Source organism: Streptomyces sp. Tu6071, from assembly GCF_000213055.1.
Lineage (GTDB): Bacteria > Actinomycetota > Actinomycetes > Streptomycetales > Streptomycetaceae > Streptomyces > Streptomyces evansiae.
Genome location: NZ_CM001165.1, coordinates 4,029,223 through 4,044,351 on the forward strand (window position 1 = coordinate 4,029,223; position 15,129 = coordinate 4,044,351).

Annotated in this window: 12 protein-coding genes; 6 read left to right on the forward strand and 6 right to left on the reverse strand. The window is 73.8% G+C overall.

Annotated features, from left to right (window positions below):
* Positions 1-55: 55 nt before the first annotated feature.
* Positions 56-721, forward strand: a complete 666-nt coding sequence (locus STTU_RS16745; protein ID WP_043255440.1) for a fasciclin domain-containing protein — start codon at positions 56-58, stop codon at positions 719-721.
* 497 nt (positions 722-1,218) lie between these two features.
* On the opposite strand, the gene STTU_RS16750 is transcribed toward STTU_RS16745, so the two are convergent.
* Entirely contained in the window at positions 1,219-1,953 is a 735-nt protein-coding gene (locus STTU_RS16750) for a hypothetical protein (protein WP_043255441.1), read from the reverse strand.
* Positions 1,954-2,634: 681 nt separating this feature from the next.
* On the opposite strand from STTU_RS16750, the gene STTU_RS16755 reads away from it, so the two are divergent.
* Positions 2,635-3,552, forward strand: coding sequence for a chitosanase (locus STTU_RS16755; RefSeq protein ID WP_007824941.1), 918 nt, complete (start codon positions 2,635-2,637; stop codon positions 3,550-3,552).
* Between the two features lie 103 nt (positions 3,553-3,655).
* Here STTU_RS16755 and STTU_RS16760 read toward each other — a convergent pair whose 3' ends face one another.
* Positions 3,656-4,021: a PH domain-containing protein gene (locus STTU_RS16760; protein WP_009067155.1), complete on the reverse strand. Its 366-nt coding sequence runs from the start codon at positions 4,019-4,021 to the stop codon at positions 3,656-3,658.
* A 186-nt stretch (positions 4,022-4,207) separates the two neighbouring features.
* On the opposite strand from STTU_RS16760, the gene STTU_RS16765 reads away from it, so the two are divergent.
* The gene (locus STTU_RS16765) at positions 4,208-4,801 is read left to right on the forward strand and encodes an MSMEG_1061 family FMN-dependent PPOX-type flavoprotein (RefSeq protein ID WP_043255444.1); all 594 of its coding nucleotides are present in this window, start codon (positions 4,208-4,210) and stop codon (positions 4,799-4,801) included.
* A gap of 58 nt (positions 4,802-4,859) precedes the next feature.
* Complete coding sequence (locus tag STTU_RS16770; RefSeq protein WP_007824944.1) at positions 4,860-5,279, forward strand: hypothetical protein; 420 nt, start codon at positions 4,860-4,862, stop codon at positions 5,277-5,279.
* Between the two features lie 132 nt (positions 5,280-5,411).
* Here the strand turns inward: STTU_RS16770 and STTU_RS16775 are convergent, their stop codons facing one another.
* On the reverse strand, positions 5,412-6,638 hold the full coding sequence (locus tag STTU_RS16775) for an MFS transporter (RefSeq protein WP_007824945.1): 1,227 nt from the start codon (positions 6,636-6,638) through the stop codon (positions 5,412-5,414).
* Positions 6,639-7,017: 379 nt separating this feature from the next.
* Here STTU_RS16775 and STTU_RS16780 point away from each other — a divergent pair, with 379 nt between their 5' ends.
* Complete coding sequence (locus tag STTU_RS16780) at positions 7,018-8,187, forward strand: spore photoproduct lyase family protein (protein ID WP_007824946.1); 1,170 nt, start codon at positions 7,018-7,020, stop codon at positions 8,185-8,187.
* 355 nt (positions 8,188-8,542) lie between these two features.
* Here the strand turns inward: STTU_RS16780 and STTU_RS16785 are convergent, their stop codons facing one another.
* Entirely contained in the window at positions 8,543-10,057 is a 1,515-nt protein-coding gene (locus tag STTU_RS16785; RefSeq protein ID WP_007824947.1) for a cryptochrome/photolyase family protein, read from the reverse strand.
* 161 nt (positions 10,058-10,218) lie between these two features.
* Here STTU_RS16785 and STTU_RS16790 point away from each other — a divergent pair, with 161 nt between their 5' ends.
* Positions 10,219-11,259 carry an aldo/keto reductase gene (locus tag STTU_RS16790; protein WP_029396599.1) on the forward strand — a complete coding sequence of 347 codons (1,041 nt, stop codon included), beginning with the start codon at positions 10,219-10,221 and terminating at the stop codon, positions 11,257-11,259.
* Between the two features lie 163 nt (positions 11,260-11,422).
* Here STTU_RS16790 and STTU_RS16795 read toward each other — a convergent pair whose 3' ends face one another.
* Both STTU_RS16795 and eno read right to left on the reverse strand, forming a co-directional pair.
* Positions 11,423-13,642 carry a SpoIIE family protein phosphatase gene (locus STTU_RS16795; RefSeq protein ID WP_007824951.1) on the reverse strand — a complete coding sequence of 740 codons (2,220 nt, stop codon included), beginning with the start codon at positions 13,640-13,642 and terminating at the stop codon, positions 11,423-11,425.
* Positions 13,643-13,821: 179 nt separating this feature from the next.
* Positions 13,822-15,102, reverse strand: coding sequence for a phosphopyruvate hydratase (gene eno, locus STTU_RS16800; RefSeq protein ID WP_007824953.1), 1,281 nt, complete (start codon positions 15,100-15,102; stop codon positions 13,822-13,824).
* Between the last annotated feature and the right edge of the window lie 27 nt (positions 15,103-15,129).

The window sequence follows — 15,129 nt, forward strand, 5'->3', positions numbered from 1 at the left end:
GCGATCCCTGTTCCCTCACTCACTCCTTCACGCACCCCCTCACCTGGAGAACACCATGAACACCGCCCTCCGTCGCACCGCCCTCGCGCTCGCCGTCGCCGTCCTCCCGGTGGCGCTCACCGCCTGCTCGGGCGACAGCGACAACAACGCCTCGGACAGCTCCTCGAAGGCGTCCTCGGCGTCCAAGGAAGCGTCGGACGAGGCGAGTTCGCCGGCGGCCGGGCAGGACCAGTCGATGGACGCCGCGGGTCCCTTCGGCGCGGGCTGTGCGGGCGTGCCGAAGAGCGGCGCCGGTTCGTTCGACGGCATGGCGCAGGACCCGGTGGCGACGGCCGCCTCGAACAACCCGGCGCTCTCGACGCTCGTCACGGCGGTCAAGAAGGCCGGACTCGTCGACACGCTCAACAACGCCAAGGACATCACGGTGTTCGCGCCGACGAACGACGCCTTCGCGAAGATCCCGAAGGCCGACCTCGACAAGGTCCTCGCGGACAAGGCGCAGCTGACGAAGATCCTGACGTACCACGTCGTCGGCAAGAAGCTGACGCCGAAGAACCTGGAGAAGGGCACCTTCGAGACGCTGGAGAAGAGCACCCTCATGACGTCCGGCTCGGGCACCTCGTACAAGGTCAACGACAGCGCGAAGGTCGTGTGCGGGAACGTCCGGACGGCGAACGCGAACGTCTACATCATCGACTCGGTGCTGATGCCGAAGATGTGATCGCCGACGCGTCGGGGGCGGTCGCGCCCTCGGCGGGTGAGTGGTGACGGGGCCCGGGAGCATGTCCAACTCCCGGGCCCCTCGCGTGCCACCGTGTGGTCCCCCCGGCCCTTGGGAGGCCGCCGGATCAGTCTCTCCCCGCGCGCTCTGCCTTTGAGCTACCGAGCCAAGTGCCCTCTGTGACAGAGGGGTTCGGAGGCTCGGAGAGGAGTTGAACCTCCATCTCGCGGAAGTGTCCGGTGCCGGTCGGGCGGGGTGGGGCGGCCGATGCTGAGCTTGGAGCGAGAGTCTGAGCTTGAGGGCGCACCGCGTGCCGGGTGGGCCCGTTCAGTTTCACGGTCTGAGCTTCAGCGTGCGCGCACCGTGCGGTGCGCGCGCCCTCCGCGCTCGTCGGAGGGCGATGGTGGGGTGGGCGCCGGGGTGGCGCTCCCGGTGGCCGCTCGGGTGGCTGCCGCAGCGGTGGCGGCTGATGGGCCCCCCGGGGCCCGTGCGCTGTTTCAGCCGCCGAAGAGGTAGCCGAGGAGGGCGGCGCCCGCGCGCCGGTCCTCGATCTCGGCGGCATTGGCCTCCTCGCGGGCGAACCGGACGGCCTGGAGCGGGCGTTCGGCGCGGTCGAGGAGTTCGTTGACGCGGCGGGCGGGGAGGGCGCCGGAGAACTTCACGGTGGTCCAGTAACCGACCGGGATGTCCTCGTAGTACACCTCGACCTGCGCCGGGTGGTGCTCGGTCGCCTCGGCCTTGACGTGGTTGCGCGGGACCTTGCGGGTCCGCACGGTGCGTACCGGATCGGTGCGCCACGTGTCGGTGGACGGGTCCTGCGACCAGGTCTCTGCGGCGTCGAGCACGGGCAGCCTGCGCAAGAAGCCGTCGAGCGCGGTGAGTTGCTTCTCCAGGAAGAGCAGGTACGGGACCGGGGCGGCGGCGAGCAGCGTCCTGCCGTCCACGACGACGTCGGCGCGCGCGTCGAGATTCGCCCAGTCCTTCGTGGCGGTCACGTCGAAGAGCCTGGTCAGCGCCTCGGAGGCGGCCTTGAGGAGTTCCTCGGCCTTGACCTGGACACGGGTCGACTCGGGCGGCAGCTGCTCGCCCTCCTCGTCCTTCGGCTGGTAGCTGCGGGAGAGCCCGGCCAGGAGGGCGGGCTTCTGGAGTTCCTGGTGCGCGCGGGCAAGCTCCTGGGCGGACCTGGCCTTGACGCCCTTCTCCACTGCGATGATCTGATTGAGCTTGGGCACGCGCCGAAGCTAACAGCGGGACGTGCGGTGGGGCACGTGAATTTGCGGCAACGGGGCCCGCGGCGGGACATGCGAATGCGCCGCGGCGGGGCGTGCGGTGGGGCACGTGCATGTGCGGCGGGGGCGGGGCGGCGGGCGGTTCGTGGGGGTGCCTGTGGGGGTGGACGGCCGCCTCGGTGCGCGGGCGTGAGCGGCTTCGCGCTCGGCCCCGCACCGCAGGCGGCATCCCCCGTATCCCCCGTGGTCCCGAAGGCTCCCCCGAGTCCTTCGACCCCTCCCCCGTGTCCCCCGTGGGTCCCCCCCCAAGGGGTTCTCGTACCGGCCCCGGCGGCCTCCGGGCTCCCCCGAGTCCCCCGTGAGGAGGCCGTCCCCCGTGGGGCCGGTGCGATGGATTGATGATGCACGGTTCCGGGGGCGGGGCGCATTGCCGGATTCCGGCAGCGTTCGCGGGCGTGTGAGTGCCGGGTGGTGCGGTGCGGCGGCGGGGGAGCGCCTGAGGGGGAGCCGGGGAGGCGGGCGCCGGGAGGTGCGGGCGGTCGTCGGCGGCCGGTGTCGCGCGAAGGAGTGAAGGCGAAGGTCTGTACGTATGTCGCGGAGTCTGTTAGGAAAGCTTCCTAACAGGCCGGGCCCCGGTCTGCGGCACGTCCCAGCACCTCTCGACTCTGCGATGGAGGAAGGGCGTTGAACCTCAAAACCCCCCACACCCCGAGCACCGCTCCCCACCACTCCCGCTCCGCCCGCGCCCGTCGGCTGCGGCGGCTGGCGCCGTTCGTCGTGGCGCTCGCGCTCGCGGTCCCGGGCGCCTCGTACGCCCTCGCCTCGCCCGCCCCCGCGCCCGCGCCCGCCGCGAGCGCCGGAGCGCGGGCGGAGCAGGCCCGTACGAAGGCGGCGACGGGCCTGGACGACCCGGCGAAGAAGGAGATCGCGATGCAGCTCGTCTCCAGCGCCGAGAACTCCTCGCTCGACTGGAAGGACCAGTACCGCTACATCGAGGACATCGGCGACGGACGCGGGTACACCGCCGGGATCATCGGCTTCTGCTCCGGCACCGGCGACATGCTCGACCTGGTCGAGCGGTACGCGAGGACGACGCCGGGCAACGTACTCGCCCCCTACCTCCCCGCCCTGCGCGAGGTGAACGGCACCGACTCGCACGACGGCCTCGGCTCCGCCTTCGAGGACGCCTGGCGCACGGCGGCCGGGGACCCGGCCTTCCAGCAGGCGCAGAACGACGAGCGCGACCGCGTGTACTTCGACCCGGCCGTGGCGCAGGGCAAGGAGGACGGGGTCGGCACGCTCGGCCAGTTCATCTACTACGACGCGATCGTGATGCACGGACCCGGGGACGACGGCACGAGCTTCGGCGGCATCCGCGCCCGCGCCCTGCGCGAGGCGCGGCCGCCGGCCGAGGGCGGCGACGAGACGGCGTGGCTCAACGCCTTCCTCGACGCGCGGGTCTGGGCGATGAAGCAGGAGGAGGCGCACTCCGACACGAGCCGCGTCGACACGGCGCAGCGGGTGTTCCTGGACGCGGGGAACCTCGGGCTGGAGCCGCCGCTGGAGTGGAAGGTGTACGGGGACAGCTACCGGATCGGGTGAGGCGGGCGGGGGCGGGGTGCGTCAGCCCCCGCCTCCGCGTCACGCTTCCCCCGGTGCCGATCACCGCGTCACGCCTTGCTCTCCCGTGCCGCCCCCGTCCGCCTCACCGCGTCACGAACTGCGTGAGGATCGCTTGGACTTCGTAGATGTCGACCCCCTTCGTGAAGGTCTTCGTGATCGGCACCTCCGTCCCGGAGAGCCAGATCTTCAGCTCCGCGTCGAGATCCAAGTGCCCGGCCGTCTCGACCGCGAAGTGCGTGATGCTGCGGTACGGGACCGAGTGGTACTCGATCTTCTTGCCGGTCAGTCCCTGCTTGTCGACGAGCAGCAGCCGCCGGTCGGTGAGCAGGATCGTGTCGCGGATGAGCAGGTACGCGGCGTGCACCTGCTCGCCGGGGCCGAGCAGTCGCGCGTAGTCGTGCGCGGCCTTGGCCGGGTCGATGGTGTGGGCGTTCCCGAACAGTGCCATGGGCAGGGCTCCTCGCCGTCGCGGCTCGCGCACGGCCCCCGTGCCGCACGCCGCGTGCGCCCCGCGTGGCTCCCGCGTGCGATCCGCCTGCGTGCGCGCCGCGTTCGTCGTGCGCTCGTACCGTCGAGGGTACGGGCGCCGAGCCGGGTATCGGGCATACGTACGGAAGAAAGTAAGGTACGCCTAATGTCCACGCTCACCGGCCACGAAGGCCCCACCGCCCCCACGGCGCCCCCGGCCCCCGCCCCCGGCGCCGAGGCCCGTCCCGCCGTCACGGTCCCCGCCACCGAGATCCGCGACCCCCAAGAGCTGTCCGCGCTCCTCGGCGAGCCCTGGCCCGTCGTGATCGAGAAGGTCCACGACCGCCTCGCTCCCGAGGACCTCGACATCCTCGCCCGTGCCCCCTTCTGCGTCCTGTCCACCTCGGACGAGGACGGCAACTGCGACGCCTCGCCGCGCGGCGACCTCCCCGGCTTCACGCACGTCGTCGACTCCTCGACGATCGCCCTCCCCGAACGCCCCGGGAACCGCAGGGGCGACAGCCTCCACAACATCCTGCGCAACCCGCACGTCGGGCTCCTCTACCTCATCCCGGGCGGCAAGGAGGTCCTCCGCGTCAACGGCCGCGCCCGCGTCCTGAGCGAGGCCCCCTACTTCGACGCGATGACGGCGACGGCGGCCGGAAAGGCGCTGCGCCCCGCCCTCGCCATCGAGATAGCGATCGACGAGATCTTCCTGCACTGCCCCCAGTCGCTGCGCCGCGCGGCCCTGTGGAAGTAGGTGGCGTCCGCCTATAGTCTTGCGGCGCAAGGGAGTTGAGGCGACGGGGGCGGCGCGCATGCTGGTCGAGCCGGAGCATCCTGCTGAGAGCGAACAGCGCTTCCGTGCGAGCGTCGAGAAACGACGCCTCTGGGGGATCGTCCTGCTGATCGCCGCCGGGCTGTGCTGGGCCTGGTCCGCCTGGCACACCTTCACGCCGTACACGACCGACAACAAGGTCGAGTGCGCCGCGCCCTTCCACCGCGACGGGGACGACGTCTACCGGCCAGATGGCTACGAGGGCGCCCGGGGCGCGGACTGTGCCGCCGCACGCGACTGGCAGAGTTCCACGGTCCCGCTCGTCATCGGCTTCCCCCTCGCCGTCACCGGCGTCGGCCTCTTCGCGAGCGCCCGCGCGACCGTCCGGCTGCGCACCCACCTTCTGTACATCGAGCGCGCCGAACGCGCGTGGGCACGACGGAAGGACGGCCGTCCGTAACGGCGGCTTTTCCAGCACCGCCGGCTTAGGGCGTCCGCTCCGGGACGGGCGCGACGGGCGAGCGCCGCCCCATTGCGTACCGCCGCCCGGCTGCGTACTCCCGCTCCGTGCCGCCGCCCGCTGCCGCCGTCCTCAGTCCCGTGCCTCCGCCGTCTCGACGGCCGTCACCGCCACCGGCGCCCCGCTCGCCACCACCTTCGTACGGCCGCGCAGCGACACGCCGCCGTCCATCCGGCCCGCGACGAGCGCGAGCGCGAGGCCGCCGACCGCGAGGGCCGTGCCGACGAGCGCGGGCGCGGTCCAGCCCCAGCCCGCCGAGATCACCAGGCCGCCGAGCCAGGCGCCGCCCGCGTTGGCGAGGTTGAAGGCGGAGTGGTTCGACGCGGCTGCCATCGTCGGCGCCTCGTCGGCCTTCGCCATGAGGAGCATCTGCACGGGCGTCGTGATGAGCGAGCCCACCGCGCCGATCAGCAGGACGCACAGGAGCGCCGTCGCGAGCACGTGGATCGCGAAGTAGAAGGCCGCGAGCGTCATCGCGAGGATGATCAGTCCGCCGTACAGGGTCGGGCGCGGGGCGCGGTCGGTGAGCGGCCCGGCGACGAGCGTGCCGAGCGTCATGCCGACCCCGTACAGCGCGAGGACGAACGTCGTGGACGACTCGGCCATGCCCGTGACCTCGGTGAGCATCGGCACGAGGTAGCTGTAGACGGCGAAGCAGCCGCCGAAGCCGACGACCGCCGTGGCGAGCATGATCGCGACGTGGCGGTTGCCCATCGCGCGCAGTTCGCGGCCGATGCCCGCGCCCTCGCCGCGCGGCTGGTGCGGTACGAGCTTGACGAGCGCGGCGAGCGCGACGAGGCCGATCCCGGCGACGGCGAGGTACGCGGCGCGCCAGCCGAGCGCCTGCCCGAGCGCCGTACCGGCGGGGACGCCGACGATGTTCGCGACGGTCAGGCCGAGGAACATCATCGACACCGCGCGGGCGGCGCGTTCGGGCGCGACGAGGCGTGAGGCGACGACCGCGCCGACGCCGAAGAGCGCGCCGTGCGGCAGGCCCGCGAGGACGCGCGCGGCGAAGAGCGTGCCGAAGCCGGGCGCGAAGGCGGAGGCGGTGTTGCCGATGACGAAGAGGCCGGTGAGCCAGAGCAGCAGCTTCTTGTGCGGGACGCGGGCGCCGAGCCCGGTGAGGAGCGGCGCGCCGAGGACGACGCCGAGCGCGTACGCCGAGACGATGTTGCCCGCCTGCGGCACGGAGACGCCGACGCCGTCGGCTATCTGCGGCAGCAGGCCCATCGAGACGAACTCCGTCGTGCCGATGCCGAAGGCGACGACGGCGAGCGCGAGCAGGGCCAGGGGCATGGCGGGGGTACCTCCGGAAGGGGGCTGGGGACGGCCACGTGGAGAAGGGGGACGGGTGTGGCCGCGCCGGGCGTCCTTGCCCGCGCGCACGCCGAAGCGAGGACCGGTGCGCGGTCCCCGCCACAGGTGCCAGCGACGCGGAGCCTGTCCGGCATTCCGCCCGGACCGGCCGAAGTGGCGTGAGACGTGTCACAGGGGGCGAGGTGGGGGGTGGGGCGGCCGATGGCACACGGGGGGCGGGGCGCCGATTCGCCCGCTACGTCCCCGCGCGTGGCAGGCTTTCCGGGGACGCGTCATGAGGCGCACCCCGTGCGCGTCACGCCACGACGGCGCCCCCGCGCGTCATGCCCGAGCCCCACGCCAGAAGGGATCACCCGCTGTGTCCGCCCTCCCCCCGGCCGAGGGGCAGGAGCCGCTCTTCGCCTGGGCCGAGGCGACGGAGGGGCACCCGGCCCCCGCGGCGCCGCACCCGTTCCGGTCGAGCGCCCGCGCCCGGCGGATGGTCCGCATCCGCCACGTGTACGCCGAGCCCGCCGCCCGCGAGGCGCCGCGGGGGCGGCGGATTCTGGCCGCGCTGCCCGGCGTGCCCGTGACCGAGGTGGCGAGCCACTGGCGCATCCCCGCCCTGCACGGCGAGGAGACGAACGTGGCCCGCTGGACCCGGGTCAAGACGGAGGTGCTCGTCCTCGGCGTGCGGCAGAGCCTCACCGTCCGCCCCAACGGCCGCTCCGCCGACTGGATCGCGCCAGGCGCGTCGAACGGCTGCGCCATGGCCTGCGCCTACTGCTACGTGCCGCGCCGCAAGGGGTACGCGAACCCCGTCACGCTCTTCACGAACACCGACGCGATCGTGGGGGCCGTCGGCCGCCACGTCCGCCGCCTCGGGCCCAAGCGCGAGCCGAACCAGTGCGACCCGCGCGCGTGGGTCTACGACATCGGCGAGAACGGCGATTGCTCGGTGGACGCGCTGCTGAGCGACAGCACGGCCGAACTCGTCGCCGCCTTCCGCGAACTGCCCCACGCCAAAGCCTCCTTCGCCACGAAGTTCGTCAACCCGGATCTGCTCGGGTACGAGCCGCGTGGCCGCACCCGCATCCGCTTCTCGCTCATGCCCGCCGCCGACTCACGCCTCCTCGACCTGCGCACGAGCACCGTCGCCGAGCGCATCGCGGCGGCGGGCGACTTCCTCGACGCCGGGTACGAGGTGCACTTCAACCTCTCCCCGGTCGTGCTGCGGCCCGGCTGGCAGCGCGACTGGGGCGAGCTGCTGACGCACCTGGACGACGTGCTGCCGCGCGCGGTGAAGGAGCAGGCGGCGGCCGAGGTCATCATGCTCACGCACAACAAGGCGCTCCACGAGGTGAACCTCGGCTGGCACCCGCGCGCCGAGGACGTCCTGTGGCAGCCGGAGGCGCAGGAGGCGAAGCGCTCGCAGAACGGCGCGGAGAACGTGCGGTACGCGTACGGGATCAAGGCGCGCGCCCTGGAACGGCTGACGGGCCTGATCGCCGAGCACGCCCCCTGGCTCCGCGTCCGCTACGCGTTCTAGTCACGCCTCCGGCCTGGGGCATGCCTCCGGCTTGCGGCGCCCTTCCCATCTGCGGCATGCCTCCGGCTTGCGGTGCCCTTGCCGCCTGCGGCACCCCGCCCCGCGACCGACCTGGCATCCCGCCCAGTGACGCCCCGGTATCGCCCTCGTACGACCCGCCGCCTTCGCGCACGCGCGCGACCGACCGCCGGGGCCGGGGCGCCGGGGCGGCGGACCCCGAGGTCGCCGCCCCCGCGCACGCACGCGACTCGCCTTCGCGCACGCGCGCGCAACTCGCCTCCGCCCGCGCCCGTGCGACCCGCCTACACCCGCGCCCGCGCGACCCGCCTCCGCAAGCCGTCCCCCGCGACACCCCTCACGGCGCCCCGTCCCCCCGCTCCGCCACCACCTCCCGTACCTCCGCCAGGTCCCCCAGCCGGTCCAGCCCCTTCACCGCCCGTGCCGTGCGGTGGTTGTGCTCCAGGCGGGCCCGGTGGCGGTCGAGGAAGGCCCAGTACCCGGCGGTGTACGGGCAGGCGTGCGGGCCGGTGCGCTCGGTGGGCCGGTAGGCGCAGGGGCCGCACAGGTCGCTCATGCGGTGCACGTAGGCGCCGCCCGAGGTGTACGGCTTCGTCGTCATGCGGCCCCCGTCCGCGTACTGCGACATGCCGAGGACGTTCGGCAGCATGACCCAGTCGTAGCCGTCGACGAAGCAGCGGTGGAACCAGTCGGTGACGGCCGCCGGGTCCCAGCCGTCCTGGAGGGCGCGGCTGCCGAGGATCATGAGGCGCGGGATGTGGTGCGTCCAGCCCGTGTCACGGACCTGCGCGAGGACGGTGGACAGGCAGTTCGCCGTCACGGCGCCCGCGTCGAGCGAGAGGAACCACTCGGGGAGCGGGGCGGTGTGCCGCAGGGCGTTGAGCTCCCGGTACTCCTCGCCGAAGTGCCAGTAGAGCTGCCACACGTACTCGCGCCAGCCCGCGACCTGCCGCACGAACCCCTCGACGGAGTTGAGCGGGGCCTCGCCCTCGCGGTAGGCGCGCTCCGCCAGTTCGGCGCACTCCGCGGGGTCGAGGAGGCCGAGGTTGAGGGGCGCGGAGAGCAGGCTGTGGCTGAGGACCGGGTCGGCGGCGAGCATCGCGTCCTCGTACGGGCCGAAGCCGGCGAGGCGGTGCGCGACGAAGCGGCGCAGCGCCGAGCGGGCCTCGCGGCGGGTCGCGGGGAAGAGCCGCGGTCCGTCGCGGCCGACGAAGGAGACCTCGCCCGCGCGCTCCCAGCGGTCCAGATCGTGCCGCACCTCCTCGTCGATGTCGTCCTCGCGCGGGCGCCAGGGACCCGGCACGTCGAGCCGTTCGGCGTCGCGCGGCGGGGGCTCGCGGTTGTCGTGGTCGAGGTTCCAGCGGCCACCGGCGGGCCGCTCGCCGTCCATGAGCAGGTCATGCCGCTGACGTACCCAGCGATAGAAATCCTCAAGCCGCAGATGCGGCCGTTCCCCCGCCCATTGGGCGAAATCCGTCCGAGGTACGAGAAAGCCCCTCGCGGGGAGGACCTCCACGTCCCCCAGGCGATGGACGAGGTCGAGCGCGCGCCGCGAGGTGGGATGGCAGACCGTGAGCGGGGGCCGCCGTTTGCCGAAGACCTGCCGCAGCCCCTCGCCGTACGTCTCCGCGCGGACGTACGTGACGCGGTCGCCCAGTTCGCGGGCGCGGTGGCGCATCGCCGAGAGCACGAGGTGCGCCTTCGCGCGGTGGAAGACGCGGCGCCGCAGCACGGAGCGCGCCTCGATCATGACGACGGGCGCCCGCGCGTCGGGCCCGTCGTGGCCGGGGCTGAGGAAGTGGGGCCCGAGCTGGTCGCCGAAGAGCCAGTGCGGGCGGGGGCCGTCAGGCATGGGTTCTGCCTCTCCGCAGGGGCTTCGGATGCTGTCAGGAAGCGGTCGCCCGGCCGTCCCGACACCCCGTGACCCGCCCGGACGCCCTCCGCTTGCAATCCGGAACGGTGCTCCGTATCGTCGAACTGAACGTTGTTCCGTTTTCTGTCAGGAGCTTCACCATGCACTACCGACCCCTTGGCCGGACAGGAATGAAGGTCAGCCCCTACGCCCTCGGCACGATGATGTTCGGGGCGCACGGGAACACGGACCACGAGGACTCCGTGCGGATCATCCACCAGGCGCTGGACGCCGGGATCAACTTCGTCGACACCGCCGACTTCTACGCGGGCGGCGAGACGGAGGAGATCGTCGGCAAGGCGCTCAAGGGCCGCAGGGACGGGGTCGTGCTCGCCACGAAGGCGCACCTGCCGATGGGCGAGGACCCGAACATGCGGGGCAACTCGCGGCGCTGGCTGACGCGCGCCCTGGAGGACTCGCTGCGGCGCCTCGGCACGGACCACGTGGACCTCCTCCAGATCCACCGCCCGGACCCGGACACCGACATCGAGGAGACGCTCTCCGCGCTCACCGACCTCGTGCGCGCGGGCAAGGTGCGCGCGATCGGCACCTCGTCGTTCCCGGCCTCGTACCTCGTCGAGGCGCAGTGGGTCGCCGAGCGGCGCGGACTCCAGCGCTTCCGCACCGAGCAGCCGAACTACTCGATCCTCGATCGGGGCATCGAGAGCGAGATCCTGCCGGTCGTCGAGAAGTACGGCATGGGGGCGCTCGTCTTCAGCCCCCTCGCGGGCGGCCAGCTCACGGGCCGCTACCGCAAGGGCCGGGCTTCGGACGGGCGGCGCGAGGGGATGTTCTCGTACCTGGGCGACGAGCGGCGCCTCGACGCCGTCGAACAGCTCCTCGCGCTGGCGGAGAAGAGCGGCATCTCGCTCACGCACATGGCGACGGCGTTCGTCCTCGCCCACCCGGGCGTGACCTCGGCGATCATCGGCCCGCGCACGAAGGCCCACCTGGACGACCTCCTCGCGGGCGCCGACATCGCGCTGAGCGACGACGTGCTCGACGCCATCGACGCGATCGTCCCGCCGGGCACGGACATCGGCCGCATGGACATGGTCTTCCAGCCCCCGGCCCTCACGGACCCGGGACTCCGCAGGCGCCCGGCCGCCCAGCGCGCGGCGGCGGACGCACCGGCGGCCTGAGGGGGCGTGCGGGGGCGCGGTGGACGGGTGCGGGGCGGCCTCGCGGGAAGGGCGGCCCCGCACCCGTACCACCCGTGCCGGCGGCCGACCCACCCCGCCGCGAACGCGCCTCCCCCCGCCGCGAACGACCATCAGCCCCGTCGCCCGCACCCCCCCGCACCCCTCACCCCCCGCCCAGCGGCTGCTCCGCCCAGATCGCCTTGCCACCCCCCACCCGCCGCGTCCCCCATTTGTCCGTCAGCTGGGACACGATGAACAGCCCGCGCCCGCCCTCGTCGGTGACGCGCGCGTGGCGCAGGCTCGGTGAGGTGGCGCAGGAGTCGCCGACCTCGACGGTCAGCGAGCGGTTGAGGATGAGGCGCAGGGTGAGCGGCGGGGTGCCGTAGCGCACGGCGTTGGTGACGAGTTCGCTCACGAGGAGGTCCGCCGAGTCGAGGTCGTCGGCGCCGATCGCGTCGGGGTGCGCGGCCAGCCAGCCGCGGGCCAGGCGGCGGGCCTCGGCGGCCGATTCCTCGTGCGCCGGCAGCTCCCAGCAGGCCGTACGGTCGCCGCCGAGCCCGTACGTACGGGCGAGCAGCGCCGTCCCCGTGCTGTCGCTGTGCGGGGCGAGGCGTGTGAAGAGGCTGTCGGCGAGGTCCTGCGCGGTGGCGTCGCCCGCGAGCAGCCCGGCGAGCGACTCGGGGCGCAGCGAGGCGCCGAGGTCGCCGCTGGGCAGGACGAGCGTCGATCCGTCCGCGAGTTCGCGCGTCGCCATCGCGAAGGGCGCGGGATCGTCGGCGCCGAGCGCGGGGCCGCTCGCCTCGTCGAGGTGCGTGACGGTCGTGTCGGGGCCGATGACGAGGGGCGGCGGGTGGCCCGCGCAGGCGACGCGCACGGTGCGGGCGACGGGGTCGTAGAGGGCGTAGGTGCAGCGCGCGGTACGGGGCGCGCCGCCGCCGGGCAGTTCCTCGGCGAGGTGCGTGACCGTGTCGCTGAGCCGCGCGAGGAGTTCGTCCGGCTGGAGTTCGAGGTCGGCGAGCGCGCGCAGCGCGGTGCGCAACTGGCCTTGCAGGACGAGTGCGTCGGTGCTGTCGCGCGGGATCTCGCCGAGCACGAGCGCGCAGCGGGCGCCCGAGAGCGGGAGGACGTCGAACCAGGAGCCGCTCTGCGGCAGCGGCGAGAGGGCGACGAAGGCGGCGTCGACGCCGAGTTGCGCGTTGGGGACCTTGTCGAGGAAACGGCGCTGGACGGTGGAGGCGAGGGCGCGGTCGTGGGCGGCGCGGCGGGCGTTGTCGAGGCACAGGGTCGCGTGCAGGGCAACCGTCTCGGTGGTGCGGACATCGGCGTGGGAGTACGGGTCCGCGTCGCCCCGGCGGACGAGGGCGAGCATCCCGAGGAGGCGCCCGCGCACGGCGAGCGAGGCGACGATCATGCTGTGCGCCCCGGCGGCGCGCAGCGCGCGCTCCCGCACGGGATCGGCCGAGAGCCCGCCGCCCGAGGCGTCGCGCCGTACGAGGACGGGGCGCCTGGAGTGCAGGGCGCGGACGAGCACGGGCTCGTCGCCGAGCGTCACGCGGTCGCCGGCGCGGATGCCCGGCGGGACACCGGCCGGGGCGCGGACCGCGAGGGGGCGCAGCGGCAGGCGGGCGGCGTCGAAGGGCTCGGCGGGAGCGAAATCGCCGCCTGCGGCCTCCTCGGTGAGGGCCACGACGACGAGGTCGGCGAAATCGTGGCAGAGGGCGTCGGCGAGGGCCTCGCACGTGGCGACGAGGCGCAGGGAGCGGCCGACCCGCTCGTGGACGCGAGCGATGGTCAGCTCGCGGGCGCGGTCCCGCTCGCGGCGCGTGACGTCGAGGAGCGTCATCGCGAGGCCGAGGACCTCCCCGTCCTCGCCGTGCAGGCGGAAGGCGGAGACGGAGAAGTGCCCGCGCCGGACGCGGTCGGCGGGCAGCGTCGTCACGAGCCGCGAGAGGACGGGCTCGCCGGTACGGAGCAGGCGGTGCGCGGCGGCGAGTTCGCGGCGCGGGTCCTGGAGCGGGAACGCCTCGTCGAGCCGGAGGCCCACGAGGGCGGGCGAGGAAGCCCCGGCCATCTCCCGCGCGGCGGCGCTGATCCGTACGACGCGCAGCCGCCGGTCGAGCACGACGAGCCCGAGCTGCGACTCCGAGAGCAGGGCGTCGAGCAGGGCCCGCTCCAGCGCGGAGCGGGGGGCCCGGGGGTCGACGAGGGCGGGGCGGATCTCCCACGGCGAGGCATCGCCACCGGCGGTGGCGCGCAGCGCGATGCCGCTTCCGGCCGCGTCGCCGCCGTCCCCGCGGCCGAGCAGCCGCCCGGCCGCGGGGCTCCACGAGAGGACGTGCCCCGCGCCGTCGATCGTGAACAGCGGCTCCTCCTCCTGCGCCATCGCTCCACCACGCCTTCCGCCTCGACCCTCCCCCCATCGTCTCCGCGCCCACCCGATCCGGCGCGCTGTCGGGGTCCGGGGGTGGGACGGACGGAGCGGGGGCGCGGCGGTACGGAGGCGGAGCGACGTCTCCCGTACGGATACGGGCCCGCCACCCGCCCCCGTCGGCCGTACCGCCCCTACCCCTCCCGCCCCCGCGCCGGACCGTACGGCAGCTCGGGCCGTGCCTTCGCGATCTCCAGGAGGCGGTTGTACTTGGCGACGCGCTCCCCGCGCGCCGGGGCGCCGGATTTCATCTGGCCGCAGCCCGTCGCGACCGCGAGGTCGGCGATGAAGGGGTCGGGAGTCTCCCCGGAGCGGTGCGAGATCTGCGCCCCGTACCCGTTCTCGCGGCACAGCCGCATCGCCTCCAGCGTCTCGGTCACCGTCCCGATCTGGTTGACCTTGATGAGCGCGGCGTTGGCGATGCCGTCCGTGATCGCCTCCCGGATGAGCGCGGGACGGGTGACGAGGTTGTCGTCACCGACGAGCTGGACGCGGGCGCCGAGACGGCGGGTCAGCTCCTGCCAGCCCTCCGTGTCGTCCTCGCCGAGACCGTCCTCCAGGGACCAGACGGGGAAGTCCGCGACGATCGCCTCGTACCGCGTGATCATGTCGGAGCCGCTGAGCGACTCCCCGGCCACGCGGTACGTGCCGTCCTCCTGCCGGAACTCGCTCGACGCCGGGTCGAGCGCGAGCGCGACGCCCTCGCGCCCCGCCGTGTACCCGGCGTCGCCGATCGCCTGGACGAGCAGTCGCAGCGCGTCCTCGGGCTGGACGAGGTCGGGCGCGAAACCGCCCTCGTCACCGAGTCCGGTGTCGTACCCCCGCTCGCGGAGCAGCCGCTTGAGTGCCCCGTAGACCTCCGAGCCCGCGCGCACCGCCTCGGCGAGCGAGGGCGCGCCGAGCGGCGCGATCATGAACTCCTGGAAGTCGAGCGGATTGGGCGCGTGGACACCGCCGTTGAGCACGTTGAAGTGCGGCACGGGCAGGCGCGGCGTGACGCCCTCGGGAGCGAGGTACGTGTACGGCTCCACGCCCGCCGAGGCGGCGAGCGCGCGTGCCAGCGCGAGCGAGACGCCGACGATCGCGTTGGCGCCGAGCCGCGCCTTGGTGCCCGTGCCGTCGAGCGCGTCCATCGCCAGGTCGGCCTCGGCGAGCGAGTCCCAGGCACGCGAGCCGAGCAGCGCGGCGAGGTCCTCGCGGACGTGGGCGGCGGCCCGGAGCACGCCCTGCCCGGCATAGCGGTCCGGATCGCCGTCGCGCAGTTCGACGGCCTCCCGCGAGCCCGTCGACGCCCCGGCGGGCACGCCCGCGACGGCGCGCGTGCCGTCGCCGAGCGCGAGGGCGACCTGGAGCGTGGGACGGCTGCGGGAGTCGAGGATCTCGACGGCGTCGAGGGAGGCAACGGTGAAACTCATGCGCGTTCCTTGCGTAGAGGGAGGCGC